A 25,998-nucleotide genomic window follows, 5' to 3' on the forward strand; every position below is an offset into this window, starting at 1 on the left:
ATAAAAACATACAAAAGAGGGGACGCCCGGGCCAGCGGTGATGAAGGCCACACGCATCAAACGGCTCACCCGCCCCGATTATCGCGAATCACTTTCTCCGCCGCCGCCTGTGCTTCACTCGCCATCCCGTCATGCACGCGCGTAGCCAGCGCGGCGAGCGGCGTATCCGAATCGAGCAGATGCCCATCGCGTTCATGCGTATCCACGCGCACCCGCATCGATAAGCCGATCCGCAGCGGATGCGCGGCCAGATCGTCCGGATCGATCGAAATCACCACCGGCACGCGCTGCACCACCTTGATCCAGTTCCCCGCCGCATTCTGCGGCGGCAGCATCGAAAACGCGCTGCCCGTGCCCGCCGAAAATCCCTCCACGCGCCCGCGATAATTCACCTTCGATCCATAGATATCCGAATTAATAACAACGGCTTGTCCCACGCGCATATTGCGAATCTGGCCCTCCTTGAAATTCGCCTCGACCCACAGACCGTGCAATTGCACGATCGACATCAGCGTCAGCCCCGGCCCAACCTGCTGGCCAACCTGCACGGTGCGTTGCCCCACTACGCCGTCGATGGGCGCGACGATGGTGGTGCGCTTGAGATTGCGCCACGCCAGCTTGAATTGCGCGACCGCCTGAATCACCCCCGGGTTGTCCTCCACGGCCAGCCGGCTGCCGAGCGCGCGCGCCGCGTCGAGTTGCGCCTGGGCCGCCCCTAGTTGGGCCTGCGCGCCCGTCACCGCGGCGCGGGCGCGAGCCAGTTCCTCGGGCGACACCACTTCAACGGAAGCATGATCGCGCGCGGCCAGTGCCCGCTGCGCGAGGTCGAGGTCGGCTTGACGCGCCTTCACCGCTTCGGCGTACATCGTCGCCGAATAGCGGGCGTTGGCGGCCTGCCGCACGGCTTGGGCGAGCTGCGCCCGGGCTTGCGCGAAGGCAACGGAGGCTTCGGCGTCGTCGAGCTGGACCAGCGCCTGGCCGGCGCGCACGCGCTGCGTATCGGCGGCGGCGACGTCGATCACGGTGCCGGCCGTTTGCGCGGCGATCTGCACGACGTTACCGGCGACGTACGCGTCGTCGGTGTCTTCGCGAAAGCGCGCAGTGGTGTACCACCACGCGGCCGCGGCGAGCGCGGTGACGGCCGCTACGGCGCCGAAGATCGCGAAGCGCCGCCGCCGCGTCGCGCGTTTGCGTTCGAGCAGGGCGGCGTTCGCGGCGAGCGTGGCCGGATCGGGGTGCAGGTTGGCGTGGTCGTGGTGCATTAGTTGAAATGCGCGCTGGTGAGTCGATCCGTGAGGCGATCGTGTGAAGGGAAGGCGACGTCGAAGCGCGAGATTGCCGGCCCCGGCAGCGTGCGCTCGTCGAAGCCGCCGCCGAGCGCGCCGATCAGCGCGACGCGCAGCGTGCGCTGCTGCGCCTGCAAATCGATCAGTTGCGCGCGCTCGTCATAGAGCGTGAGCTTCGCGGTGTTGACGTCTTTCTGCATCAGCAGGCCGCGCCGGTGTCGTTCTTCGGCGATCGAAACGTAGCGCTGGGCGGCGTCGGCGGCGTCGCGCTCGCCGCTCACGAGCCGCTCGAGCGTCGAGAGCGAGACCAGCGTGCGCGCAACGTCGCCCAGCGCGGAATCCACGGTCTTGTTATAGAGGCCGATGGCGACGTCGGCGTTGGCGGCGTCGCCGGAGAGCTTCGCCTTGAGGCGGCCGCGATCGAAGATCGGCAGTGAGACGGCGGGGCCAACCGATGCGGCGAGCGCCTGGCGCGAAAACATCGCGCCGGGTGTGAGCGCGAGCAGACCCGCGAAGCCTACGAGATTCACGTCGGGATAAAACTCCGCGCGGGTGCCGTCGATGGCGGCATAGGCGGCCTCGACGCGCAGGCGCGCTGCGACGATGTCGGGCCGCCGCCCGAGCAGATCGGCGGACAAACGAGTGGGCAGGGGTTGGTCGGCCAGACTCGCGAGGTTGGCGGGATGCGGTCGCGTGAGCGCGAGGCCTCGCTCCGGGCCGCCGCCCGAGAGCACGCCCAGTTGCAGTTGCGCCAGACGGATGCGTTCGTCGGCCAGTTCGATCTGCGCGATCAGCTTGTTGCGGCGCACGGCGGCATCGTCGGCGTCATAGCCGTTGTCGATGCCGCGCGCGGCGCGCTCGCGCAGCACGGCGGTGATCTGGTCGCTCGCGTCGCGCTTCTCGATCCAGAGGTCACGCAGCGCATAGGCCTGATCGAGATCGCAATAGAGCGAGACGATGGCGATGGCGAGGGTGAGACGCGCCTGTTCGGCGTCAACCCGCGCCGCATCGCGCAGCGACAGCAGCCCGCGCGTGGCGGCCGCGTTGCGCCCCCAGAGATCGAGTTGATAGTCGAGGCCCAGAAATATCGACGATGGCGATTGCACAGGATTGCCGAACAATTGCACCGGCACTTCGTAACCGTTGGCGGAGACGTTGGCGACGCCGCTCGACTGCGGCATGCGCGCCTTGTTGACGCTCGCGCCCGCCGTGGCCGTGAGTCCGGTCAGCGACGAGAACTGCTGCAGTTGCGACTGTGCGATGCCGATGCGGGCTTTCGCGACCTGCAGGTCGGGGTTATGTGCGTAGGCTTGCGCGACTAGCTGGTCCAGTTGCGGATCGCCGAACTGGCGCACCCAGTCGGGCGCGGGCCAGGCGGTGGCGCTGGCGGACTGCGGCACATCGGCCAGCGTACGCGTCAGCGCGTTCGCATCGGGCGTGCGCGGCTGCAAGGCGGGGGTGATCGTGGGCGCGCAGCCGCAGGCGAGCAGCGTCGCCGCGCTGAAAGCGGCGACCCTCGCGAGGCGCTCGAAGGTGCGCGTGTTCATCCGCGCCGCTCCTGCACTGTTGCGCGCGCTGCCCAGCGAGGATGCGCGTCGTCCAGCGGCCCCATTCGTCCCGCGAGACCGTCGAACAGGCCGTAGAGTATGCCCTTGATCTTGGCGCGTTTGTCCTGCTCGCCCAGCACCACCTGCACGATCTGCCAGAGCGTGAGCAGATTCGGCACCAGTGCCACGGGAAAGCGCGGGCCGTACTGGATCGCTATCTGCATGGCGTTGCGCGCACTGTAATAGCGGCGCGTCCATGGGTGATTCATGGTCGATATGTCGAGCGGCCCGATGCGCTTGCGCACTTTCTCGCCGATGCGATGGCGCAACACCAGCGCGGGCACGAGATAGAGCGGCACATTGCGCGCGAGTGCCCGAAAACAGTACTCGGTATCGACATGATCGATGAACAGGGTCTCGTCGAAACGGCCCAGCGCTGCGTAAGCCTCACGCGAAACGAAGCTGCCTGACGAGATCAGGAAGGCGCAGCGCACCGGCGGCGAGGCGGCGGCCGTGCCGATATCCAGTTCCAGACGTCTCACGCCAATGCCGTTGGTCGCGAGTTCGGGCAGAAAGCGGCCGTCGTTCTCGTCGAAAATGCGCGGTCCGGCGATAAAGGGCCGCCCCGCGAGTCGTTCGCCGAACGCGCGCATCGCCGGAAAATAGGCGCCCGGCACCACGGAGTCCTGATCGAATAGCGCGACGGCGTCGATCTTCTCGTCCAGCGCGAACAGATGCGCGAGGCCCGCGTTGTACGCACCCGCAATGCCGCCGCGATTGCCGTGATGAATCAGCGTGTAGCCATCGCGTTCGGCGGCTTCGCTGGCGGCGGCATCGGCATGGGGCGTGTTGTCCACCACCGCCAGCGCGTCGCAGCCGTTGCGCAACGCGCTCAACCGCGCGAGCTGGGCGCTGCTCGGGTAATAGAGAATGACGAGTGCTGCTGTGCGCATCGCGTGGTTCCTCTTTTTTATCGTTATGTTGTCAATGCCCGAGCGTCATTGCTGCGCCGCGCCGGGGACGGGTGAGCCACATGAGCGCTGCGAGCACGACGCAGGTGACGCACGCCATGAAGAACATGTCGCTGGTCGCCATCATGTAAGCCTGCTGCATCGTTATCTGCTGGAGCGCGCCGGCTTCGCGCGCGCCGCTCACGCCTGCCGCATGCAGCGTGGCGACAACGTGCTGCGTGCCGCTCGACTCCCTGGTCACGGATTGCGCGAGGGTCGCATAGTGAAACGTCGCGCGATGATCCCAGAGCGTCACGCTCATCGCCGTGCCGAATGCGGCGGCGAGCGTGCGCAGGAAATTCGACAGGCTCGACGCGGCGGCAAGCTGATGATCGGGCACGCGCGAGAGGGTCGCCGCCGTCAGCGGAATAAAGAAACAGGGCAGGCCGATGCCCTGAATGAGACCCGGCGTCACGATCTGCGTGAAGGTCATCGTCAGCGTGAAATGCGTGTCCCACCAGAGCACGCTGGCGAACACCAGAAAGCCGAAGGTCGCCAGCACGCGCGCGTCGAAGCGGTACGCGTAGAGGCCGACGAGAATCGAGAACACCAGCGCGAGTATGCCGAGCGGCGCGGTCGCGAGGCCCGCATGGAAGGCGTCGTAACCCATTACGGCCTGAAGCCAGAGCGGGAACACCACGCCCACCACCGAAAAACTGGCCATGCCGAGCGAGATAATCAGCACGCAGAAAGAGAAGGTGCGATCGCGAAAGAGGCTCAGGTCGAGCACGGGCTGCGCTTCGCCGGCTTCCCAGAGCAGCAGCGAGACCAGCGCGAGCGCCGCGACGATGGCGAGCGTCACGATCAGGGTGGAGTCGAACCAGCCTGCGTCGTGGCCAAGATCGAGCATAGCCTGCAACGCGCCCACGCCCACCACGAGCAGCGCAATGCCGATCAGATCGACGGGAACGTGTTCGCCTCGCCTGGCGTCCTGGCGCAGCATGGTTGCGCAGACAACAAATGAGAACAGACCGATCGGCAGGTTGATGAGGAAGATCCATTCCCATGAAAGGGTGTCAATCAGATAACCGCCTACTACCGGGCCGAAGATCGGCGCAAGCAGCACGGTCATGCCCCAGAGCGCGAGGGCGAGCGTGCGTTTGGCGGGCGGGAAGGTGCGCAGCAGAATGGTTTGCGAGAGCGGCACCATCGGCCCGGAACAGAGTCCTTGCAGTGCGCGGCAGGCGACCAGTACGTGCAGGTCGGCAGCGAGCGCGCACATCAGCGAGGTGAGCGTGAAGAGCAGTACCGCGCCCACGAAAAGGCGCGTTTCGCCCAGGCGGCGAGCGAGCCAGCCCGTGAGCGGCACGGCGATCGCGGCGGCGACCGAATACGAGCTGATGACCCAGGTGCCCTGGCTGTTCGCGACGCCCAGGCTGCCCGAGATGGCGGGCACGGCCACGTTCGTCACGGTTGAATCGAGCACTTCGATGAAGGTGGCGAGCGACAGCGCAAAGGTGAGCAGCGCGAGACGCGCGCCGCTGATTTCGCGCGCGGCGTGTGCGTCCGGCAGGGCAAAAGGCGAGGCGGTGCTCATGCGCTCGCCGCCTTGAGTGTGTACGCGGGTGCGATATCCTGCACGGCGTTCGCAATGGTTTGCGGTACGAAGCGCTCGATATAGCGTGCGGCTTCGACACAGCCATCGGGCGAGCTTGCCAGCTTCGCGCGCATCTGCGAGCAACGCGTGGCGATGAGCGGATCGCCCAGCACGCGCGCGAGTGCGCGCGCCAGCGCGGCTTCCTTGATTGGCGCGTCGAGTCGCACGCCGCAGCCTGCGTCGGCCACGCGCTGTGCATTGTCGAACTGATCGTGGGCGAACGGCGTGACGAGTTGTGGAATGCCGGCCTCGATGGCCAGCGACGCCGTGCCGATGCCGCCGTGATGCACGAGCGCACGGCAGCGCGGCAGCAGCGTGCGCATCGGCACATAGCGACGTTGCAGCAGACGCTGGCGCGGCATGTCGCGGCCGCGTTGCACGTCGTCGAGTGTCGCTTCGGCGCCTAGCAGCAGACCGCGCGCGCCGGTGGCGCGCAACGCGTGCAAGACCGCGCGTGCGTAGTGAGCGCTATCGATGAGCGTCGAACCGGCGGTGAAGACCACGGGCGGCTCGCCCGCGTCGAGGAAGGCCTTGAGTTCCGCGTCAGGCGCGCCTTCGTCGAGATCGTTGAACAGCGGGAAGCCGCTCTGCATGTGCCGGGCGGGCCAATCGGGCTGTGCGGGTGCGAACCAATCCGGGAACAGGCAGAGCACGCCGTCGGTGGAATGCAGCCAGCGGCCCAGGATACGTTTCGCGGGCGGCAGCGCCAGCGACGTGCGCAGCGCGTTCAGGCGCGGGCCGCACACGGCGTCGAGCACCGCGCGCTCGATCAGCGTCATCAAGGCGGCCTTGAGCGGTAATGGCAGGCTGCGTGGAATCGTGAGGCGCTTGTGCGTTGGCGGCGCATGCGCGGAAAGCAGCGTCGACGGCGAGACCTGCACCGACACGTAGGGCGTGCCGTAGCGCTCCTGGATCAGCCGCGCGGAGAAGGCCCAGAGCGTGCCGACCAGCACGGTATCCGGGTTGCGCAATGCTTCGAGCGCTTCGTAATGCGGTTGCAGCACCGGCGCGATCAGAGCCCACAGCGTCTTGAACGAGGTACGCGGATGCCAGAGCGCGGGATTGGCGAGTGCGGCGGCGTAGTCCTCGGCCCGACCGATCGCCACGAAGGCGAAGCCCTCGCGCCGCGCGGCCGCTTCGAATGGCGGGTGCGTGCAGAACACGACGCGATGGCCGCGCGCCGCGAGTGCCCGGCCGACCCCGAGCAGCGGATGCACGTCGCCCGCCGAGCCTATCGCCGTGATGATGATCTGTGCCATCTTGCCGCCGCGCGGTTCAGTAGATGCCCGGAATCAGCGCGGCGACTTCGCGCCGGTAGCGCGCATAGGCATCGCCGAAATAGCCGGTGAGCCAGCTTTCCTCCACGCGCACCTTGAAGGCCAGCGACGCGAAGATCAGCACCACGCCCAGCGCGCCGCGCCATGTCCCGCCGATCATTGCCGAGCCCACCAACGCAATCAGGCATCCCGTATAGATAGGATGGCGAACGAGTGCGTAAGGGCCGCTGCGGATCAGTTCATGGCCGTCCTTGAGCGTGACCGAAACGCTCCAGTTCGTGCCGAGATGCACACGCGCCCACACCGAAAACAGCAGCCCGGCGGCAACGACCGCGAAGCCGCCGAATTGCAGCGCGCCCAGATGGGTCAAGTCGGGCAGCAGCGATGCGCGTGCGGGATCAGGCAGTATCACGAGCGCGCCGCCGACGATCAGCGGCAGTGACTGCCAGGTGCGGGCGCTGCGCGCTTCCTTGCGCGCGGTAGTCTTGACGGCCTGCGCGGTTGCGATCCAGTAGGCGAGCCACAGGAGCCACGGAACCACGATGGCGATGCTTTGCACGATATTCATGATGAGATCTCGACAATGAGTGGACGTTGCGCGAGCGTTTCAGGACAGCGCGGGCACCTCGAACGGCAGGCGCTGCGGCTTGCTGGAGTTCGCGATGCAAGCGTGCGGCGTGTACGTCTCGCGCTCGCCGCAGAAGAAGTCGCACAGCACGGTGCGCATCTGTTCCTGCTGCACACGCCCTTCGAGATCGAGGAAATGGCCCGCGCCGCGGATCGTGGCGAATTCGGCGCGCCGCACGTAGTCGCCCAGGCGGCGCACGTCGGCGGCCGTGGTGTATTCGTCGAGATCGCCGTTGACGAACTTCACGTCGCAGCCAATGCGGCGGAATTCGTCCAGATAGCGCTCCGGTTTCATCGCCAGAATCTGGTCGACGTGAAACGCCACCTGATCCTGCTCGTCGCGCGGCAGGCGCGTGAGGTAGCGATAGTTGTAGAGCTTCATGATGCGCGGCAGATGGCGGCCCACGGTGTCGTTGAGCAGTTGCGCCGCCTGCAGGTTCTGGCCCGCCGCGATGTGGTCGCGGGCGCGCGTGACGTAATCGGTCATCGCCGCGTTGAGGAACGGCGAGAACGACGCGATGGCGGCGCGTCGCACGCTTGCGCAGCCGCGCGCCAGCGCGAACAGCGACGCGACGCCGCCCCAGGAGACGGACAGCAGATACGCCGGACGGAAGCGATCGGCGAGATGCATGAGGATGTCGATCTCGTCGTCCTTGGTGAGCGCGTAGTCGCATGCGTTGTGCTGGCGCGACTGGCCCGCATAGGGCAGATCGAAACAGAGCGCGTTGAGACGTTCGCCCAGATAACGGATGGTCTGGCCGAACGATGCCGTGGTCGCCAGCGCGCCGTTGACCAGCAGCACGGTTTCGAACGACGGATCGAAGCAATGGTGCTCGACATGAACTTTCAGGCCACCCGGCAGTGGCAATACCAGCTTCTCGACTGACATGAGATTTTCCCCCGCGTGTGATGCCATAAGAGCGAAAAAGGAGCAAAAAGCGCCAAAGGACTAACGCACCCTCGCAGCCGCCGTGGGTTCGCCAGGACTGCTGCATTCGATTTCGCCAGGGCCGCGCCTGCGCCGATCTCGCCGATGCGCTGCGCCGCCTTCAATATTTCGGCCCGTGGCTTGACGGTGTCTCCTCCGGGCTCGTGATCGGGCGCGGCCGTGAGAGGCGGCCGCTTGCGCCTTGTACCGGCGCTTGCCCGATTTGCTGCACTGCTTCTAATGCAACAGGTGTGCCATTCGGTAGACGAATTGACGTTTCGGGCTTACGCAGACGGCCGGGATCGTTGCAGGACGGGCCTCAGGAGGAGATCGCCGGATTGCGTTTGTGCGGGGTGGGTAAAGCCGATGTGCGCGCAACGAACGTAACGATGCGCGGGACATCGGGCGTAACGTAATAGCCAATGGGGTACGTTACGGAACAAGCCGTAACGCCTGCAGTCGCTGTAATGAAATTCGAAATTCAGAACGGATTTTTTTACGAACGACAAACGTTGGGCCGCGGCTCTTTAACGTGATATCGCATAGACGCGTTCGAGCAGATTTTTTTGACGCGCGTGAGTCAGCGCGAGTGGTCTTTATGACCTGTTCATTCGGGTAGGTTGCGTGCGAATAAAGTTGCGATCATCCTGTGCGACCAAAGGGGGCGGGTGCGTTCGCGCGTCATGACGAGCAAACACTCGGTTATCCTTTTTAATGCGTGTGAGGCGAAAGTGTTTTTTTAAAGAGCACTTCGCTTTTTTGTGCCTCGGGATGGATTTCCGTCTTCGCGCTTGATTGGCTGCCCATGCAGCTTTCCAGCGCGCTCATGTCACGTTACGCAATTTCGTAACGCTGGTCTTTTCCCCTGTTACGTCTAATCAATCGGCATCGCTTTTCGTGCGATGCGTTTTGCGCATGCCCCGACGCTGCGGGGTTGTGCCCATTTGTTCGAAAGTTGGCACGGTCTCTGCAGTATTGGCTATCGCAGCCGGGGGCGCTGCGATAACCAAACTGAAGAGAGAGCTAGCGATGGGGAACAACGTGAAGACGCGAATCACCACGATGGCGTTGTGCACCGCGGCGGTTTTCGCCGCTGCGGCCAGCGCAACGGCACGTGCGGATTCGACACAGCCGGGGGGCGTGGCAGTAGGGGCGGCAGCAGCAGGAGGCGCAGCGCCGGGGGCGATCGTGTTGGGCGGCGGGATCGGCGGCGTGGCGACGGGCAAAGACGTCACCATTGCGGTAGGCGGTGCGGCCGGACTTGCAGTCGACTTTGGCGGACAACCGCTGGCACAGCTCGGCGGGTTGGTGGGCGCGTTGCAGGGCGCTTCGGGTGGCGATCCGCTGGCTCCTGTGACGGGCGCGGTGAATACGATTACCGGTGCGCTGTCGGGTGCAACGGGTACCGATCCGCTGGCTCCTGTCACGGGCGTGGTGAACACGATTACGGGTTCGCTGTCTGGCGCTTCGGGTAGCGATCCGCTGGCTCCCGTGACGGGCGCGGTGAATACGATCACGGGGGCGCTGTCTGGTGCTTCGGGCGGCAATCCGCTGGCTCCTGTGACGGGCGCGGTGAACACGATCACTGGCGCGCTGTCTGGCGCTTCGGGTGGCGATCCGCTGGCTCCTGTGACGGGTGCGGTGAGCACGATTACGGGCGCGCTGTCTGGCGCTTCGGGTGGCGATCCGCTGGCCCCTGTGACGGGCGCGGTGAACACGATCACCGGCGCGCTGTCTGGCGCTTCGGGTGGCGATCCGCTGGCTCCTGTCACGGGCGTGGTGAAGACGATCACGGGTGCGCTGTCTGGCGCTTCGGGCGGCAATCCGTTAGCTCCTGTGACGGGCGCGGTGAACACGCTTACCGGCGCATTGTCGGGTGCAGCGGGCAACGACCCCCTCGCTTCCGTGACGAACGTGGCGAATGCCGCGACGAGCACGCTTGCCAGTGCTGCGAATGCCACCACCGGCAATCTGACGAATACGGTCAACGCTGCAACTGGCACGCTGACTAATGCGGTCAATGCCGAAGTGGCGGCACTGAGCACCGCATCGGGTTCGACGACGGCGAACGTGGCGAATACGGTCGACTCGACCACGGGCATTGTCGCCAACGCGTTGAACTCTGGCACGAGCACGCTGGCTGGCACGCTCAATTCGCTGACTGCTGCGGCATCGAGTGCGGCCGGCAGCGACCCGCTGGCCCCGGTGACGAGCGCAGTGAACACGGTCGCCGGCACGCTGGCCAACGCAGCGGGCAGCGACCCGCTTGCTCCGGTCACGACCGTAGTAAATGACGTCACCGGCACGCTGGCAGGTGCAGCGGGCAGCAACCCGCTTACGCCGATCACGAGCGTCGTCAACACGGTCACCGGCACACTCGCCAGCGCAGCGGGCAGCAACCCGCTCGCCCCGGTCACCAGCGCCGTCAACTCGGTGACGAGCACGCTGGCAGGCGCAGCAGGCAGCAACCCGCTCGCTCCGGTCACGACCGCGCTCAGCAGCGTCGCCGCGCCGGTCACCTCCGCAGTGAACACGGTCACGGGCACGCTCGCCAGCGCCAACCCGATCACGCCGATCACCGGTGCGCTCGGCGCGGTCGCGGGCACTGCCGGCACGTTGACCGGCGCGCTCGGCAACGTTGCGAAGAGCAACCCGGTGGTGCCGCTCGTCAGCGCGGCGACCGGCGCACTCGGCTCGACGCTGGCCTCGGCCGGCACGGTGACGGCGACGGTCACGGCCGCAGTCGGTGCGGGCGTGAGTGTCTCCAGCACGGCTGCCAACGGCGGCACGGCAACGGCGGGTCAGTCGGCCGGCACCGCGGCTTCGACGGCAACCGGCGCACTCGCACCGGTCACCGCCCTGGTCGCTTCGATCGGCTCGACGGCAACGCACGCGGCTGGTTCGGGCAGCGCGCTTTCACCGGTCACGAGCCTGCTCAGTTCGGTCACGGGCGCGTTGCCGAAGTGAGGCGATCGATCACGCCAGCGACGATGCAAGCTACAAGTTAGTCGAGGAGAAATGGGCCAATACGCAGTGACACAAAGAAAGCGCCCGCATGTAGTACCCGGAAGCCGGCCTCGCGCCGGCTTCTTCTCTTTCAGCGCCGCTCACCGGCCTGAGCTATGATCCAGCGAGGCATTCACCCGATCTGGATATTCACGCCGCGATGGGCAGCTTACGTTTGCATCTCTGGTCGATCCTCGGCACCGTGCTGGTCTATCTGCTGACGCTCTGGGTCGACGAACTGCTGTTTCTACACAGTGGTTTTCCGCGCTTCGTCGAATGGATTTATCTGCCCACCGGCATTCGCCTGCTGAGTACGCTGCTACTGGGCATGGACGGCGCGATCGGGCTGCTGATCGCCGCGCTGCTGGTCGACTTCTGCCATTATTTTCCGCACGATCCGGTGCGGGCCATCGCGGGCGCGATCATCAGTTCGGCGGGACCTTACGCGGTTTATCGTCTGGCGCTCGAACGCTATGGCCTCAAGGCTACGCTCGCGAATCTCACGCCGCGGCGTCTGCTTGTGCTGGCGTTTGCAGTCGCTTTCACCAATGCCACCTTGCATCACATCTGGTTTGCGCTGGCGGGCGCAACGCCCGATCTGCTGGAGAGCTACAGCATGATGTTCGGCGGCGATCTGCTCGGCGCGCTGATCCTGCTCTACATCATCAAGGGGCTGCTCAGGCTGCTGCCCGCGCATTCAGGGCACTCGCGCGCGAGCAAAGGTTTGTTCCGCGTGCGGCTGGCGCTCGACAGCGCCTATAACAACCCGTGGCGGCTACGCGCGTGAACGGGTCGCACCCGTAGTCGATATCAGCGCGATTTCATTGCGATATCAACCGCCCGCAATCAGCTTGCGCCGCGCCGCTTTCACCCGCGCGAGCCGCGCTTCATCCCACTCATAGAAACCCGCGCCGCTGCGCACGCCCACGCGTCCGGCGTCCACCTGTTCGCGCAGCAGATCGATCACCTCCTCGTCTTTCGCGAGTTCGGGCATCAGATGCGAAGAAATATCGACGAAAGTATCCAGGCCGCCCATATCGGCGCTTTCGAGCGGCCCGACGATACTCCAGCGTCGGCCCAGCGAAGCCTTCATCACACGGTCGACCACCTCGGGACTGGCCGCGCCCGAACGTACGATATTGAGCGCTTCGCGCAGCACCGCGAATTGCAGCCGGTTGCCGACAAAACCTGGAATCGCCTTCGCAAGCACCACCGGCTCCATGCCGATCTCGCGCATCAGCGCTTCGGTGCGCGCCGTGACGTCGGGCGCGGTGGCGCTGCCCGGCACCACTTCGACGAGCGGAATCATATGCGGCGGATTCCAGAAATGCGCGATCACGAAACGTTGCGGCGCGCTTAGTGCTTGCGCGAGTTTGTCGGGCTCGAAACCGCTGGTGTTGCTGGCGAGAATCGCATCGGGCGCGAGCACGGCGTCGAGTTGCGCGTAAAGCCGGTGTTTGAGGTCGAGTACTTCGGGCACGGCTTCGAAGACGAATCGCGCCTGCCTCATGACGTCGAGTTGCGCGCTGGTTTCAATGCGCGCGAGCGTCGCCTCGCGCGCGGCGACGTCGATACGTCCGGCGTCGATCAGTTCGTCGAGCACCGCTTGCGCTTTTCCATTCACGTCCGCCAGACGCGCGGGATCGACGTCATGGACGATCGTGCGCAGACCGTGCAGGGCGCATTGCGTTGCGATCCCCACGCCCATCAAACCCGTGCCGATCACGCCCGCCACTGTCACTTTGCCGTCCATGCCATGTCTCCTTGAATGCCCGAATAAAACGCAAGCGAGCCGCAAGCATACCGCGTCACGCCCGCGCCCGATTCGGCCTCCGCCACGGCGATGAAATAGCGCGCGCTCTTGACGGAAAGACTCATGCGGCGCGAACCGGCATCGGGTTTTTGGGTTGGCGAGGTATCGCCCGCAGATTTGCCGGCAAATCAAGAGCCCTTTATAGGGAAATCGAAGCTCAATCCAATACGCAATTCGATGCGCAATTCGATGCGCAATGGTTGCGGACTTTCACACGCCCTGTTTTCGTGTGACCATATTCGTCGATGCACCTTGCCTCCACGCCATCCGGAAACCTCTGTGATCTATTTGCCTACGCGCCGCAAACTGTCGATCGGCTTTCCCATGCTGGCGGGTGCGATCGATGTTCACGCAACGTTCTCGCAGGGTAGTGCTCCGCTTGCTGATATCGAACACCGCCACGGTGGCCGGTCAGGCGTTTAAGCCCTCGATACCGGCGCGGGCCGCACGCTCGAACATCGCGGGGGTGAGCGCTTTCAGCCGCAGACTGGCAGGCAGCGGACCGGCCCGGCACGAGCGTCGAGGACGAAACCAACGACTACGCGCTGGTGCGCCCGCCAGGTCGCGCGCGAAGCGGGCAAGGTGTTCGTGCAATGAGCAAGCGCGGCTGCGTGACCGGGTTCGCCGTGCTTCGCATGCTGGAACCGTCAACATCGGCAATATCGATTGAGGGAGGCCACTCTGGACATCACGATCGAGTCGAAACAGCGTACGCCGCTCGCCTGGTATCGCGCCTCGTTTCCGTACGCCGCTGCGCTTGCCGCTGCCGCGCTGGTGCTGTTCGCGCCGGCCGTGCTCAACGATCCCGATAGCTGGTGGCACGTTGCGGCGGGCACGTGGATGCTCGCGCATCTGAGCGTGCCGCCCGTGGACCCGTTTTCATTCTCGATGGCCGGGCAGCCCTGGGTGGCGCACGAATGGCTGGCCGAAGTGGCAATGGCGCTGGCCTATGCCGCGCTCGGATGGAGCGGCGTGGTTGCATTGTTCGCGGCGGCCGTTGCGGTGATGACGGCTTGCCTCGCGCGCTATCTTGCGCGCCATCTGCGGCCCCTTGCGGCGAGTGTCGTGCTGTTGCTGGGCGTGGCGTGCGTCGGGCCGAGCCTGCTTGCGCGTCCGCATCTGCTCGCGCTGGCGCTGCTGGCGCCGTGGCTCACGGGTCTGTTGCGCGCGCACGAACAAGGCGAGCGCCCCCCGAGCCCGCTACTGCTTTTGATGGTTGCTTGGGCCAATCTGCATGGCAGCTTTATCTTCGGCCTCGCGCTGGCCGTGCCGATCGCACTGGAGGCGATGCTCGACGCCAGGCGCGAGAACGGCCGCGCGCGTGAGGATGCGTCGCGTATCGTGCGTGGCTGGACGATGTTTCTGGTCGCTGCGGTGCTGTCCGCGCTGATCACGCCGCATGGCGTCGAAGGCCTGCGCCATCCGTTCGAAATGAGCGCGATGAAGCATATCGTCAGCATCGGCGAATGGCAGCCGCTCGATCTGCGACAGTTGCATCCGATCGAGATTGCGCTCGTGGCGCTCGCGTATGCGCTTGTCACGCGCCGCGTGCGCATCTCTGCGCCGCGCCTGCTGATCGTCGCGGGCCTGGCGTGGCTGGCCTTCGCGCACGGACGCCATGAGATGCTGGCGGGCGTGGTGGGCGCCGCAGTGCTTGCCGAGCCGCTGGGACGGGCTTTGGGCAGCACGCCGCAAACGCTTGAGCGGCCTGGCTGGCGCGTTGCCGCGCTCTGGCTGGCTGGCGCGGCGCTGCTGTTCGGCTTGCGTTTTGCACAGCCGGTCGCGCGCGGCGATAGCCCAACCTCGCCCGTCACGGCGCTCGCGCATGTTCCGGCCAGTCTGCTGGAGGAGCCGGTTTTCAATAGCTATGAGTTCGGCGGCTACCTGATCTTCCAGCATGTGCGGCCCTTCATCGACGGACGCGCCGATATGTACGGCGATGCCTTCATGTTTGCCTTCCTGGACGCCATGCGGCCCGATCGCGCGGCGTTCGAGCGTCTCGTTCAGCAGTACCGCATCCGTTGGGCCTTGCTCGACGCGCGTGCGAGCGCCTCGGCGATGATCGCGACGATGCCGGGCTGGCGACGCCTCTATGCCGATTCGACTGCCGTGGTGTACGTGCGTGACACGCCTTGAGTCTGGTGCCTAAACGTCTGCCGCCGTGCCCGACTTCCATGGCGCGGCTCTATGCACATCGGCCTGATAGAACGAGGCGAAGCGTTCGAGCTGACGCTCGGCCTCGGCGCGATCGACGCCTTCGTGAAGGACCGCGCTGGAGAAACCGGTGCGCTCCATCTGCAGCAGTTGATCGGCGAGCACGTCGCCGGTCGCGCGCAAATCGCCCTTGAAACCCAGACGCCGCCGCACGAGCCAGGCCTGGCTGAACGCGCGGCCATCGGTGAAGGTGGGGAACTGCAATTCCACGCGCGCGGCGCTCGCGATCTCCAGCGCGTGCGCCAGCAGGTCGGCGTCGTTGGCCAGGGTGAGGACAGCGCCTTCGGTATCGGCCGCGTGTTCGTGTGCGCTCAAAAGACGGATGCGTTGTGTTTTCATGCCGTGGCCTCCGCGCTTGCGCGCACGCTGTCCGCCGCGGCTTTGAATGGGTCGAGCCCCACGCGCTGCACGGTTTCGATAAAGGTTTCATGACGCGCGCCGCTGCGCTCCCGCAGCGCGAGATAGCGCGTGAGCAGCGCGACGACCGCGTCGCACACTTCATGCGCCGCGAACGATGGGCCGATCACTTTGCCGGGCCGCGCCTCGCCGCTGCGCGCGGAACCGTCCGCGCCGCCGAGCGTGATCTGATACCACTCCGCGCCATCCTTATCGACGCCCAGAATGCCGATGTGGCCGCTGTGATGATGGCCGCACGAGTTGATGCAGCCGCTGATATGCAAATCGATCTCGCCGATGTCGTCGAGTTCGTCGAGATCCTGGTAGCGCTCCATGATGCGCTGCGCGATGGGCAGCGAACGCGCATTGGCGAGCGCGCAGAAGTCGCCGCCGGGGCAGGAGATCATGTCGGTGAGCAGATGCACATTGGCGCTGGCCAGCTGGGCGGCCACGGCCGCGTGCCAGAGCGGCAGCAGATCGTCTACGTGTACCCAGGGCAGCACGATGTTCTGCGTGTGCGTGACGCGCGCTTCGCCTGCGGAAAAGCGCTCCGCGAGATCGGCGACGCGTTCGAGCTGTTCGGCTGACGCATCGCCTGGCGCTTGCAGCAGGCGCTTGAACGAAAGCGTGACGATGCGTAGCGTCGGTTCGCGATGCGGCGCGACGTTGCGTTCAAGCCAGCGCGCGAATTGCGGCGAGCGCGCGGCCTGCGCTTCTCGCGCGGCAGTGGCGGCGGGATCGGCCACGCGTTGCGCGTAAGCCTGCGCCGGCACCTGAAAATAAGCGCTCACGCGTTCCAGCTCGGTTTCGGGCAGCGTATGCGGGCCGCCGTCGCATTCGACGATCTGGCGGAATTCCTCTTCGACTTCATCGATAAAACGCTGTCCCTCTGTCTTCACGAGGATCTTGATGCGCGCCTTGTACTTGTTGTCGCGGCGGCCAAACTGGTTGTACACGCGCACGACCGCTTCGATGTAGTTCATGATCTGCCGCCACGGCAGGAATTCGCGCAGCACCACGCCGATCAGCGGTGTGCGTCCCATGCCGCCGCCCACCGCGACGCGAAAGCCCAGCTCGCCCTGTTCGTTGCGCACGAGACGCAGGCCGACGTCGTGCCAGTCGGTAGCCGCGCGGTCCTCGGCAGCGCCGCTGATGGCGATTTTGAACTTGCGCGGCAGATACGCGAATTCGGGGTGCAGCGTGGTCCACTGGCGCATGATTTCCGCGAACGGGCGCGGGTCGGCAATTTCGTCGGGCGCAACGCCCGCACGCTCGTCGCAGGAAATATTGCGGATGCAATTGCCGCTGGTCTGGATGCCGTGCATATCGACGGTGGCCAGCAGATCCATCACATCGGCGGCTTTTTCCAGCGCAATCCAGTTGAACTGCACGTTGGTGCGCGTCGTGAAATGCGCGTGATGCGTGGGCAGATGAGTGGTGCCAAGCTTGCGCTGCGCTTCCAGGGCGCTGCGATAGACATCCTCGTGGGGCGCATCGTATTCCCGCGCGATACGCGCGAGCACGCGCATCTGCGCGCTCGACAGTTCGCCGTAAGGCACGGCCACACGCAGCATGGGCGCGTGGCGCTGCACGTACCAGCCGTTTTGCAGACGCAGGGGGCGAAACGCCTCCTCGCTGAGCGTGCCGCGCTGCCAGCGCCCGATCTGGTCGCGGAATTGCGCGGCGCGGCTCGCGACGAAGGCCTTGTCGAATTCGTTGTAGCGATACATGGTGACTACCGGGAAGCGCCGGAAGATTACGGAGACGGGATCGTCAACGGTATCGCGGCGCGGGGCGCGCTCCAAGCAGCAGTTGATGCAAAAACGGGCGCAGCAGAGCGATTATTTGCGGCGCTTGAGGGATTTTTGATGTGTTTGGGTGCCCGCAGGGCGTGCGATTGGCGCTATCTTCAACGCACGAATCCGACCCTCGCCACGCAGACGCCATGCAGCCAGATCGCCACCAACGCCACCATCGCCACCATCGCCACCATCGGTACTTTCGGGAAGAGGATTGCTCGCTCGCCGATTTTATCGACGTCGTGGAGCGCAACCGTGACGCGGTGCGCACCACGCACGCGCAGAGCGTCAACGAGCATGTGCCGTTCTACGATTGCGCGAGCCTGAACCGCACGCTCGACGATCCGCTGCGCCGCATGGCCTTGCAGCAGGAATGGGCCGACGTGCTGGAGCAGGGCGCGGGCGTGTTCGTGCTCAAGCGCGCATACGCGGATACCGCGACGATCGACGCCGCGAGCGCCGTGTTCGAAGCCATCATCCACCACGAGCGCGGGGCCGGCAGCGCGCCGGCCGACCACTTCGCGAAGGCGGGCGCGAATGACCGCATCTGGAACGCACAGCAAAAGCTCTGTCTGCGCGCGCCCGAGGTGTTCGCGCGCTACTACGCCAATCCGATGCTGGTGGCCGCGTCCGAAGCCTGGCTTGGGCCGTGCTATCAGATGACCGCGCAGGTCAATGTCGTGCGGCCCGGCGGCGCGGCGCAGCAGGCGCATCGCGACTATCACCTGGGTTTTCAGACGGCCGGGCAGGCCCAGCGCTATCCCGCGCAAGTGCATGCGATGTCGCCGTTTCTCACGCTGCAGGGCGCGGTGGCGCATTGCGACATGCCGGTCGAAAGCGGCCCGACCAGACTGCTGCCGTTCTCGCAGCGCTACGCGCCGGGCTATCTGGCATGGCGGCGGCAGGACTTTCGCGATTATTTCGAATCGCATCAGCGGCAATTGCCGCTGGAAAAGGGCGATGTGATTTTTTTCAATCCTGCGCTCTTTCACGCCGCTGGCGAGAATCGCACCGCGCACGTACAACGCATGGCGAATCTGCTGCAGGTTTCGTCGGCGTATGGCCGGGCGATGGAATCGCTCGACCGCGTGGCGATGTGCGAGGCGCTTTATCCCGTTCTGCTGGAGCGGATCGCGCAGGGCGCGCTGACGCAAGCTCAAACCGATGCCGTGATTGCCTCGTGTGCGGAGGGTTATCCGTTCCCGACCAATCTCGACAGCGATCCGCCGCAAGGCGGTCTGGCGCCGGAAAGCCAGCAGGCGTTATTGCGTCGCGCCTTGAATGAAGCATGGCGGCATGAGGATTTCGTCGCGGCGATTCGCGTGCAGGATAGGCGACGATTGGCCTGAAATGCGTACAGTCTATATGTACAGTTTAGCTGTATATATGCTATGGTTCGGACATGAATCCTCCATCGCCTGCCGAATCTGTCGATCTTGCCGCGCTCGCCGGCCAACTGCGCGTGAGCGTCGGCAAACTGCTGCGCCGCGTGCGCGAGCATTCCCAGTCTGATGGCCTGAGCGCCGCGCAAAAGTCCGTGCTCCTGCAACTGGAGCGCGGCGGCCCGGCCACGGTGTCCGCATTGGCGCGCGCGGAGGGCGTGAAGCCACAATCGATGCGCATCACCGTTGCGGCCCTCGAAGCGCAGGGCGCGGTCAAAGGCAAAGCCGATCCCCACGACGGCCGCCAAACCCTCATCGACACAACGCCGAAATTCCGCAAGGCCTTGCAGGCCAGTCGCGCGGCCAAGGAAGACTGGCTTGTGCGCGCACTGCAGACGCAACTTTGCGCGCGCGAACAGGCGCAGCTCGCCGCGACGGTGGGCTTGCTGCAACGCCTTGCCGACTTCTGATCCCTGATCCCTGATCCCTGATCCCTGATCCCTGATCCCTGATCACTGTTTCGTGTTTCGTACAAGGAGCGTTTGCGATGCCCTGGTTGCATGCTGTTGCGTATTGCTTCGGTGGCGCGCTGCTCACCAATGCCGTGCCGCATTTTGTGCGCGGCGTCTCGGGTGCGCCGTTTCAGAGTCCGTTTGCGAAGCCGCCCGGTAAAGGGCTCTCGTCGTCCACGGTCAATGTGGTGTGGGGATTCGTCAATCTGGTGATAGCGTGGCTGCTGTTATGCCATGTGGGCGATTTTGCTCTCAAGGCGACGCAGGACGTGTTGCCGTTCGGACTCGGCATGCTGGGGATGGGCCTGTTCATGGCCCGGCATTTCGGCGGCTTGCATGGCGGGAATGCACCCGAAAGGAGCTGATTTCAAATTGCTGTTGAAGCGTCAGGCGAAGTTTGCAATCGTCAGATGAATTCACCCTGATTGCCTTTCCACTTCGCGTACGTCCGGGAACGGTTTTCGCTTGCGGCGTTAAGCTGCCGTATTGGCGGGACCCGACCGGACCCAGGTGAATACAGGTGAATACAGGTGAACACAGGTGGATAGCGCTTCCGATCTCATCATCGCCCGTTCCGAGGGACTCTATTGCCCGCCTGGCGGTTTCTATATCGATCCGTGGCGGCCGGTCGAGCGCGCCGTCATCACTCACGCGCACGCCGATCACGCGCGCTTTGGCCATACCCGCTATCTGACCGCCCAGGCAGGCCTGGGCGTGCTGCTTTCGCGCCTGCCTGGCATCGACGTACAGGGGCTGCCCTACGGCGAAACCATCGATATCCAGGGCGTGCGCGTGTCGCTCCATCCCGCCGGGCATGTGCTCGGTTCCGCGCAGGTGCGGGTCGAACACGCCGGTCGCGTGTGGGTGGCGTCCGGCGATTACAAGGTCGAGCCCGATCCCACCTGCGCGCCGTTCGAGCCGGTGCGCTGCGATACCTTCATCACCGAATCCACCTTCGGACTGCCAATCTATCGCTGGGAGCCATCCCAGACCATCTTCGACGGCATCGACGCCTGGTGGCGCCACAACGCCGCCGCGGGCCGCGCATCGGTGCTGTTCTGCTATGCGTTCGGCAAGGCGCAGCGCGTGCTGGCGGGCGTGAATCGCGGCATTGGGCCGATCTTTTGCCATGGCGCGGTGGAACCCTTGAACCGCGCCTATCGCGACGCCGGAGTCGATCTGCCGCCAACGCGGCTGGTCAGCGAGGTGCCCACGCGGGACAAGGGCGCATTCAGCCAGGCGCTCGTGATTGCGCCGCCGTCCGCGCAAGGCAGTACGTGGATGCGCCGCTTCGGCGACTATAGCGATGCGTTCGCCTCGGGCTGGATGCGTCTGCGCGGCACGCGGCGCAGACGCGGCGTGGATCGCGGCTTCGTGCTATCGGATCACGCGGATTGGCCGGGCTTGCAATACGCGATTGGCGCGAGCGGCGCGCAGCGGGTCATCGTCACGCACGGGCAGATCGAGCCGATGGTGCGATGGCTCACGGAGCAAGGTCTGGATGCCGGCGCTTTCGCGACCGAATACGGCGATGAAGCAGTCGAAGCCGATGCCGCGCAGGTCGCGAGCACGCCGGAAGCCTCGCAATGAAACGCTTCGCCGCGCTCTACACCGCACTGGACGCCACCACGTCCACCAACGACAAGCTGGAAGCGCTGATCGCCTACTTCGCAAGCGCGCAGCCCGAAGATGCCGCGTGGGCGGCGTATTTTCTGGCGGGCGGCAAGCCCCGGCAGTCGGTGCCAACCCGCGTGCTGGTCGAATGCGCGCGCGAGCGCGCCGGTCTGCCGCCGTGGCTTTTCGAAGAGTCGTATCAGGCCGTGGGCGATCTGGCCGAAACCATCGCGCACGTTCTGCCGCCTGCCACGCGCGAAACGGAACTGGGACTCGCGCAGTGGATCGAGGAGCGCGTGCTGACCTTGCGCGGCCTCGACGCGATTGCGCTGCGTGAACGTCTGGCCGCCTACTGGGACGAACTGAACTGGGGCGAGCGCTTCCTGCTGACCAAGCTGATCGGCGGCGGCTTTCGCGTGGGCGTGTCGCGGCAACTGGTGGTGCGCGCGCTCGCGCGCGTGGCCGGCGTCGATCACAAGCGCATCGCGCAGCGCATGGTTGGCTGGACCGATTCGCGTCAGGCGCCCAGCGCCGCGCGCTATCTGCGGCTGATCGCGCCTGCGGCGGAGGGCGACGATGCCGATACGCCGCACGAAAGCGATATCGGCCTGCCGTATCCGTTCTTTCTTGCGCATCCCTTGCAGGCCGATCCCGCGACGCTGGGCGCGGTGTCGGACTGGATCGTCGAGTGGAAATGGGATGGCATTCGCGCGCAACTGGTCAAGCGAGCGGGCCGGGTCTGGATCTGGTCGCGCGGCGAGGACCTCGTGACCGAGCGCTTTCCCGAACTCGTTGCGCTTGGCGAGGCCTTGCCCGACGGCACGGTGATCGACGGCGAGATTCTCGCGTGGGAGCCTGGCGCGCTGGCGCCGCTGCCGTTTGCGCGTCTGCAGCCGCGCATCGCCCGCAAATCGCTGACGAAGAAGGTGCTCGGCGAATCGCCGGCGGCGCTGCTCGCCTACGACTTGCTCGAAATGCAGGCGCAGGATTTACGCACCGAACCATTGGCGCAAAGGCGCGCGCGGCTCGACGCGCTGGCGCAGTCGCTGGCGGTCTCGGGCGTGCCGGACTTGCTGCGGGTATCGCCGCTCGTGAGCGCGAGCAACTGGGACGAGCTGGCTGCGTTGCGTGAGCAAAGCCGGGCGCGCGGCGTCGAAGGGCTCATGCTCAAGGAGCGCGCATCGATGTACGGGGTGGGGCGCACCAAGGAAGCCGGGACGTGGTGGAAGTGGAAGATCGACCCGTATTCCATCGACGCCGTGTTGTTGTACGCGCAGCGCGGCCACGGGCGGCGCGCGAGCCTCTATACGGATTTCACCTTCGCGGTCTGGGACGAAGCCGGTGGCGTGCGCACGCTGGTGCCGTTCGCGAAGGCCTATTCGGGTCTCACCGATGAAGAAATGCGCAAGGTCGACGCGATCGTGCGCAAGACGACGATCGAAAAGTTCGGCCCGGTTCGCAGCGTCACGCCGACGCTGGTGTTCGAGATTGGCTTCGAGGGGATACAGGCGAGTCCGCGTCATAAATCGGGCATTGCGGTGCGCTTTCCGCGCATGCTGCGCTGGCGCACCGACAAACCCATCGAAGATGCCGATACGCTTGCCATGCTCAAGGGCTTTCTGAACGAGGCGCAGACATGAATGCGCCGCGACCGCGCCGGATTCCGCGCACGCGCGAGGCGCAGGCAAAGCACGATGCCGCCGCCGCCGGACAGTTTCATCCGGAGCCCTTCGACTACGACGCAAGCGGTGCGCAGACCCCGATCGAGCAACGCATCGCGCAGTGGTTCGATGAGCGCGGCTGGCGGCCCTTCGATTTCCAGCAGGAAATCTGGCGCGAGATCGCGCGCGGCGCAAGCGGCCTGTTGCACGCCACGACCGGCGCGGGCAAGACGTGGGCCGTGTGGATAGGCGCGCTGGCGGCCTACGGGGGTTCAACCGCAGGTTCAACCGCAGGTTCGACCGCGGCCGCGCCCGCGCCCGTGCGGCGCGCTGCCTTGCCCGCACCGCTCACGGTGCTCTGGATCACACCGATGCGCGCACTCGCCGCCGATAGCGCGCGCGCCTTGCAGAGCGCCGTGCAGGGCCTCAACGTGCCGTGGACAGTGGGGTTGCGCACGGGGGATACGTCGTCCACCGAGCGCGCGCGCCAGAACCGCCGCATGCCTTCCGCGCTCGTGACGACGCCCGAAAGCCTGACGCTCATGCTCACGCGCGCGGATGCACGGGAGGCGCTCGCGCACGTGAGGCTCGTGGTGGTCGACGAATGGCATGAGTTGCTGGGCAACAAACGCGGCACGCAAACGCAACTGGCGCTTGCGCGTCTCGCCCATTGGCGACCCGAGCTCCAGGTGTGGGGGCTTTCGGCGACGCTCGGCAATCTCGCGCTGGCACACGATGCGCTGCTGCATGCCGTGCGCACGCCGCGCGTGATCGTGCGCGGCGCGCAGCCCAAGACGCTGATCGTCGATACGCTGATTCCCGCGACGATCGAGCGCTTTCCCTGGGGCGGGCACCTTGGCACGCGGCAGGTGGGTGCGGTCGCCGATGAAGTCGAACAGGCGCAGAGTTCGCTGGTTTTCACCAACACCCGTTCGCAGGCGGAGATCTGGTATCGCGCGCTGCTGGAGCGGCGGCCCGATTGGGCGGGCATCATCGCGCTGCATCATGGATCGCTCGACAAGGAAGTGCGCGACTGGGTCGAATCGGGCCTGAAAAACGGCCTGCTCAAAGTGGTGGTGTGTACGTCGAGCCTCGACTTGGGGGTGGACTTTCTGCCCGTGGAGCGTGTGTTCCAGATTGGCTCGCCCAAGGGCGTCGCGCGCCTGATGCAGCGGGCGGGCCGCTCCGGGCACGCGCCCGGCCGCACCTCGCGCGTCACCATCGTGCCCACGCACGCGCTCGAACTGGTGGAGGCCGCGGCTGCGCGCTGGGCCATCGAAGGCGGACGCATCGAAGGGCGCGATATGCCGCTCAAGCCGCTTGACGTGCTCGTGCAGCATCTGGTGACTGTCGCCATTGGCGGCGGCTTCACGCGCGAGGCGATCTATGACGAAGTGCGCACGGCCTATGCCTATCGCGATCTGACGCCAGCGGAGTTCGACTGGGCGCTGGCCTTCGTCGAGCGCGGCGGCGCGTCGCTGGCGGCCTATCCCGACTTCCATCGCGTCGTAGCCGATGCCGGCGGCGTCTATCGCGTCCCGCGCGATGACCTGGTCAAGCGGCATCGCAACAACGTCGGCACCATTGTTGCCAACGCAACGATCAATGTTGCGTATCTGTCCGGTGGCCGTATCGGCACGATGGAGGAGTCGTTTATCTCGCGTCTGAAGCCCGGCGATGTCTTCACGTTCGGCGGTCGTTCGCTCGAACTGGTGCGGGTGCGCGACATGACGGCCTATGTGAAGCGCGCGACGTCGTCGCGTGGCGCGATGCCTCAATGGGCGGGCAGCAAGATGCCTTTGTCTTCCGAACTGGCCGAGGCCGCGCTGGTGATGCTCGCCCGCGCGAACGACGGCATCTACGACGAGCCGGAAATGCGTGCAATCAAGCCGCTGCTGGATCTGCAGGCCGAATGGTCCGCGTTGCCGGGGCCCGGTGTGCTGGTGGCCGAGCAGGTGCGCTCGCGCGAGGGACATCATTTCTTCTGCTATCCGTTTGCGGGGCGCATGGCGCATATCGGGCTGGGTTCCTTGATCGCCTGGCGCGTCGCGCGCGATCAGCCCAGCACGTTTTCGATCTCGATGAATGACTACGGGTTTGAATTGTTGTCTGCGCAACCGTTCGACTGGCTGGCGATGATCGAAGCGGGCCTGTTTTCTCCGCATCAACTGGAACACGATATTCTCGCCAGCCTCAACGCTTCCGAACTTTCCGCGCGGCGGTTTCGCGAGATCGCACGGGTTTCAGGGTTGGTTTTTCAGGGACATCCGGGCCAGCAGAAAAGCGCTCGGCAGTTGCAGGCATCGAGCGGACTTTTTTACGAGGTGTTTCGCAAGCACGACAGCGCTAATCTGCTGCTCGAACAGGCCGATAACGAGGTGATGTTGCAGGAGCTCGAACTGCAGCGCATTCGTGCGGCGCTGGAGCGTATGAGCGAGAGCCGGCTGGTGCTGACGCAACCCAAGAAACCCACGCCTTTTGCGTTTCCCTTGATCGTTGGCAGGCTGCGCGAAAAGGTCACCACCGAGAAACTCGCCGACCGTGTCGAGCGCATGCTTGCCGAACTCGAAAAGGCCGCGCAGCGCCAGGGCCGCGAGGGCAATCATGCGCGCTGAAACGTTGACCATCGATGTGAACGGACATGCGCTGGTGCTTTCCGCGTGGCGCGCGGCGTTCGATCCCGCGCTCGGCAGCCTGTTCGTCGCGGATGTGCATCTGGGTAAGGACGCCGTGTTTCGCGCGCGCGGCATCCCGGTGCCGGTGGGGTCGACGGGCGAAACACTCGGGCGTCTGGACAGGCTGATTGCTGTTCACCAGCCCGAATCGATTGTCTTTCTCGGTGATTTACTGCACGCACGTGAATCGCACGCCGAGGAAGTGCTCACTGCGTTGCGTCGATGGCGATTGAAGCATCGCAATCTGCGTCTGGTCCTGGTCGAAGGCAATCACGATAAGCACGCGGGAGCGCTGGCGGCGGAGTTCGATGTGGAGACCGCGATCGAGCCCTATCGGCTAGGGCCGTGGGCGCTTTGTCATCATCCGCAGACGGTTGAGGGCGCGTATGTGCTCGCTGGGCATGAGCATCCCGTGATCAGGCTTGCAACTGGCTTCGATCGCGTGCGTCTGCCCTGTTTCAGGCTGGCTGGGCGTGTGGGTGTGCTGCCGGCATTTGGGGCGTTTACGGGCGGCTTCGAGGTGCGTGCCGAAGCAACAGGCGACGCTATATATGCCGTGGCGGGTGAACGTGTGGTGCGGGTGCGGAATAGATAAAAAAAATCTCGCGAAAAGATCTTCTGCTGCTGCACATGTTCTCAAACCACGCATTGTTC

General features: G+C 65.4%; 22 protein-coding genes. 11 read left to right on the top strand and 11 right to left on the bottom strand.

The features are described from left to right. Window positions 1–65: 65 nt before the first annotated feature. The 7 genes from F4827_RS29190 to F4827_RS29220 are packed head-to-tail and all read right to left on the bottom strand — an operon-like array spanning window position 66 to window position 8,233. Window positions 66–1,262 (bottom strand): efflux RND transporter periplasmic adaptor subunit, encoded by a 1,197-nt coding sequence (locus F4827_RS29190; protein ID WP_183730688.1) that lies wholly within the window; start codon window positions 1,260–1,262, stop codon window positions 66–68. Next, window positions 1,262–2,833 carry an efflux transporter outer membrane subunit gene (locus F4827_RS29195; RefSeq protein ID WP_183730691.1) on the bottom strand — a complete coding sequence of 524 codons (1,572 nt, stop codon included), beginning with the start codon at window positions 2,831–2,833 and terminating at the stop codon, window positions 1,262–1,264. Before F4827_RS29195 ends, F4827_RS29190 begins: the two co-directional genes overlap by 1 nt. Beyond that, complete coding sequence (locus F4827_RS29200) at window positions 2,830–3,786, bottom strand: glycosyltransferase family 2 protein (protein WP_183730694.1); 957 nt, start codon at window positions 3,784–3,786, stop codon at window positions 2,830–2,832. Before F4827_RS29200 ends, F4827_RS29195 begins: the two co-directional genes overlap by 4 nt. Window positions 3,787–3,817: 31 nt before the next feature. After that, window positions 3,818–5,380 (bottom strand): DHA2 family efflux MFS transporter permease subunit, encoded by a 1,563-nt coding sequence (locus tag F4827_RS29205; RefSeq protein WP_183730697.1) that lies wholly within the window; start codon window positions 5,378–5,380, stop codon window positions 3,818–3,820. Further along, window positions 5,377–6,699, bottom strand: coding sequence for a glycosyltransferase (locus F4827_RS29210; protein ID WP_183730700.1), 1,323 nt, complete (start codon window positions 6,697–6,699; stop codon window positions 5,377–5,379). Before F4827_RS29210 ends, F4827_RS29205 begins: the two co-directional genes overlap by 4 nt. A gap of 16 nt (window positions 6,700–6,715) precedes the next feature. Next, window positions 6,716–7,285: an isoprenylcysteine carboxylmethyltransferase family protein gene (locus tag F4827_RS29215; protein WP_183730703.1), complete on the bottom strand. Its 570-nt coding sequence runs from the start codon at window positions 7,283–7,285 to the stop codon at window positions 6,716–6,718. A gap of 39 nt (window positions 7,286–7,324) precedes the next feature. Further along, complete coding sequence (locus F4827_RS29220; protein WP_183730707.1) at window positions 7,325–8,233, bottom strand: alpha/beta fold hydrolase; 909 nt, start codon at window positions 8,231–8,233, stop codon at window positions 7,325–7,327. A 1,080-nt stretch (window positions 8,234–9,313) separates the two neighbouring features. Between F4827_RS29220 and F4827_RS29225 the strand changes: the two genes are divergently transcribed. Together F4827_RS29225 and F4827_RS29230 are read left to right on the top strand one after the other, a co-directional pair. After that, the gene (locus F4827_RS29225; protein ID WP_183730710.1) at window positions 9,314–11,239 is read left to right on the top strand and encodes a hypothetical protein; all 1,926 of its coding nucleotides are present in this window, start codon (window positions 9,314–9,316) and stop codon (window positions 11,237–11,239) included. Between the two features lie 199 nt (window positions 11,240–11,438). Beyond that, on the top strand, window positions 11,439–12,065 hold the full coding sequence (locus F4827_RS29230; protein WP_183730713.1) for a hypothetical protein: 627 nt from the start codon (window positions 11,439–11,441) through the stop codon (window positions 12,063–12,065). A 45-nt stretch (window positions 12,066–12,110) separates the two neighbouring features. On the opposite strand, the gene F4827_RS29235 is transcribed toward F4827_RS29230, so the two are convergent. Both F4827_RS29235 and F4827_RS29240 read right to left on the bottom strand, forming a co-directional pair. Beyond that, window positions 12,111–13,031, bottom strand: a complete 921-nt coding sequence (locus tag F4827_RS29235) for a 3-hydroxyacyl-CoA dehydrogenase family protein (protein WP_183730716.1) — start codon at window positions 13,029–13,031, stop codon at window positions 12,111–12,113. Next, the gene (locus tag F4827_RS29240; protein ID WP_183730719.1) at window positions 13,016–13,156 is read right to left on the bottom strand and encodes a hypothetical protein; all 141 of its coding nucleotides are present in this window, start codon (window positions 13,154–13,156) and stop codon (window positions 13,016–13,018) included. Before F4827_RS29240 ends, F4827_RS29235 begins: the two co-directional genes overlap by 16 nt. Between F4827_RS29240 and F4827_RS29245 the strand changes: the two genes are divergently transcribed. Further along, a complete protein-coding gene (locus F4827_RS29245; RefSeq protein WP_183730722.1) occupies window positions 13,155–13,514 on the top strand; it encodes a hypothetical protein in 360 nt (119 codons plus the stop codon). The genes F4827_RS29240 and F4827_RS29245 overlap by 2 nt on opposite strands. Before the next feature lie 243 nt (window positions 13,515–13,757). Next, window positions 13,758–15,227 (top strand): hypothetical protein, encoded by a 1,470-nt coding sequence (locus F4827_RS29250; RefSeq protein WP_183730725.1) that lies wholly within the window; start codon window positions 13,758–13,760, stop codon window positions 15,225–15,227. A 9-nt stretch (window positions 15,228–15,236) separates the two neighbouring features. On the opposite strand, the gene F4827_RS29255 is transcribed toward F4827_RS29250, so the two are convergent. Both F4827_RS29255 and F4827_RS29260 read right to left on the bottom strand, forming a co-directional pair. Beyond that, window positions 15,237–15,644 carry a DUF934 domain-containing protein gene (locus tag F4827_RS29255; protein ID WP_183730728.1) on the bottom strand — a complete coding sequence of 136 codons (408 nt, stop codon included), beginning with the start codon at window positions 15,642–15,644 and terminating at the stop codon, window positions 15,237–15,239. Further along, entirely contained in the window at window positions 15,641–17,431 is a 1,791-nt protein-coding gene (locus tag F4827_RS29260) for a nitrite/sulfite reductase (protein ID WP_183730732.1), read from the bottom strand. Before F4827_RS29260 ends, F4827_RS29255 begins: the two co-directional genes overlap by 4 nt. A 215-nt stretch (window positions 17,432–17,646) precedes the next feature. Here F4827_RS29260 and F4827_RS29265 point away from each other — a divergent pair, with 215 nt between their 5' ends. The 7 genes from F4827_RS29265 to pdeM all read left to right on the top strand — a co-directional run bounded on the left by F4827_RS29265 (window position 17,647) and on the right by pdeM (window position 25,939). After that, window positions 17,647–18,849, top strand: coding sequence for a phytanoyl-CoA dioxygenase family protein (locus F4827_RS29265; RefSeq protein WP_183730735.1), 1,203 nt, complete (start codon window positions 17,647–17,649; stop codon window positions 18,847–18,849). A gap of 53 nt (window positions 18,850–18,902) precedes the next feature. Beyond that, window positions 18,903–19,352 (top strand): MarR family winged helix-turn-helix transcriptional regulator, encoded by a 450-nt coding sequence (locus F4827_RS29270; RefSeq protein ID WP_183730738.1) that lies wholly within the window; start codon window positions 18,903–18,905, stop codon window positions 19,350–19,352. A gap of 77 nt (window positions 19,353–19,429) precedes the next feature. Then, window positions 19,430–19,759, top strand: a complete 330-nt coding sequence (locus tag F4827_RS29275; protein WP_183730741.1) for a hypothetical protein — start codon at window positions 19,430–19,432, stop codon at window positions 19,757–19,759. Between the two features lie 175 nt (window positions 19,760–19,934). Beyond that, window positions 19,935–20,984 (top strand): ligase-associated DNA damage response exonuclease, encoded by a 1,050-nt coding sequence (locus F4827_RS29280; RefSeq protein WP_183730744.1) that lies wholly within the window; start codon window positions 19,935–19,937, stop codon window positions 20,982–20,984. After that, window positions 20,981–22,648, top strand: a complete 1,668-nt coding sequence (locus F4827_RS29285; RefSeq protein ID WP_183730747.1) for an ATP-dependent DNA ligase — start codon at window positions 20,981–20,983, stop codon at window positions 22,646–22,648. The genes F4827_RS29280 and F4827_RS29285 overlap by 4 nt, the downstream gene beginning before the upstream one ends. Then, the gene (locus tag F4827_RS29290) at window positions 22,645–25,284 is read left to right on the top strand and encodes a ligase-associated DNA damage response DEXH box helicase (RefSeq protein ID WP_183730750.1); all 2,640 of its coding nucleotides are present in this window, start codon (window positions 22,645–22,647) and stop codon (window positions 25,282–25,284) included. The genes F4827_RS29285 and F4827_RS29290 overlap by 4 nt, the downstream gene beginning before the upstream one ends. Beyond that, window positions 25,274–25,939 carry a ligase-associated DNA damage response endonuclease PdeM gene (gene pdeM, locus F4827_RS29295; RefSeq protein WP_183730753.1) on the top strand — a complete coding sequence of 222 codons (666 nt, stop codon included), beginning with the start codon at window positions 25,274–25,276 and terminating at the stop codon, window positions 25,937–25,939. Before F4827_RS29290 ends, pdeM begins: the two co-directional genes overlap by 11 nt. The last annotated feature ends 59 nt before the right edge of the window (window positions 25,940–25,998 follow it).

This window comes from Paraburkholderia bannensis, from assembly GCF_014200455.1.
Classification (GTDB): Bacteria; Pseudomonadota; Gammaproteobacteria; order Burkholderiales; family Burkholderiaceae; genus Paraburkholderia; species Paraburkholderia bannensis_A.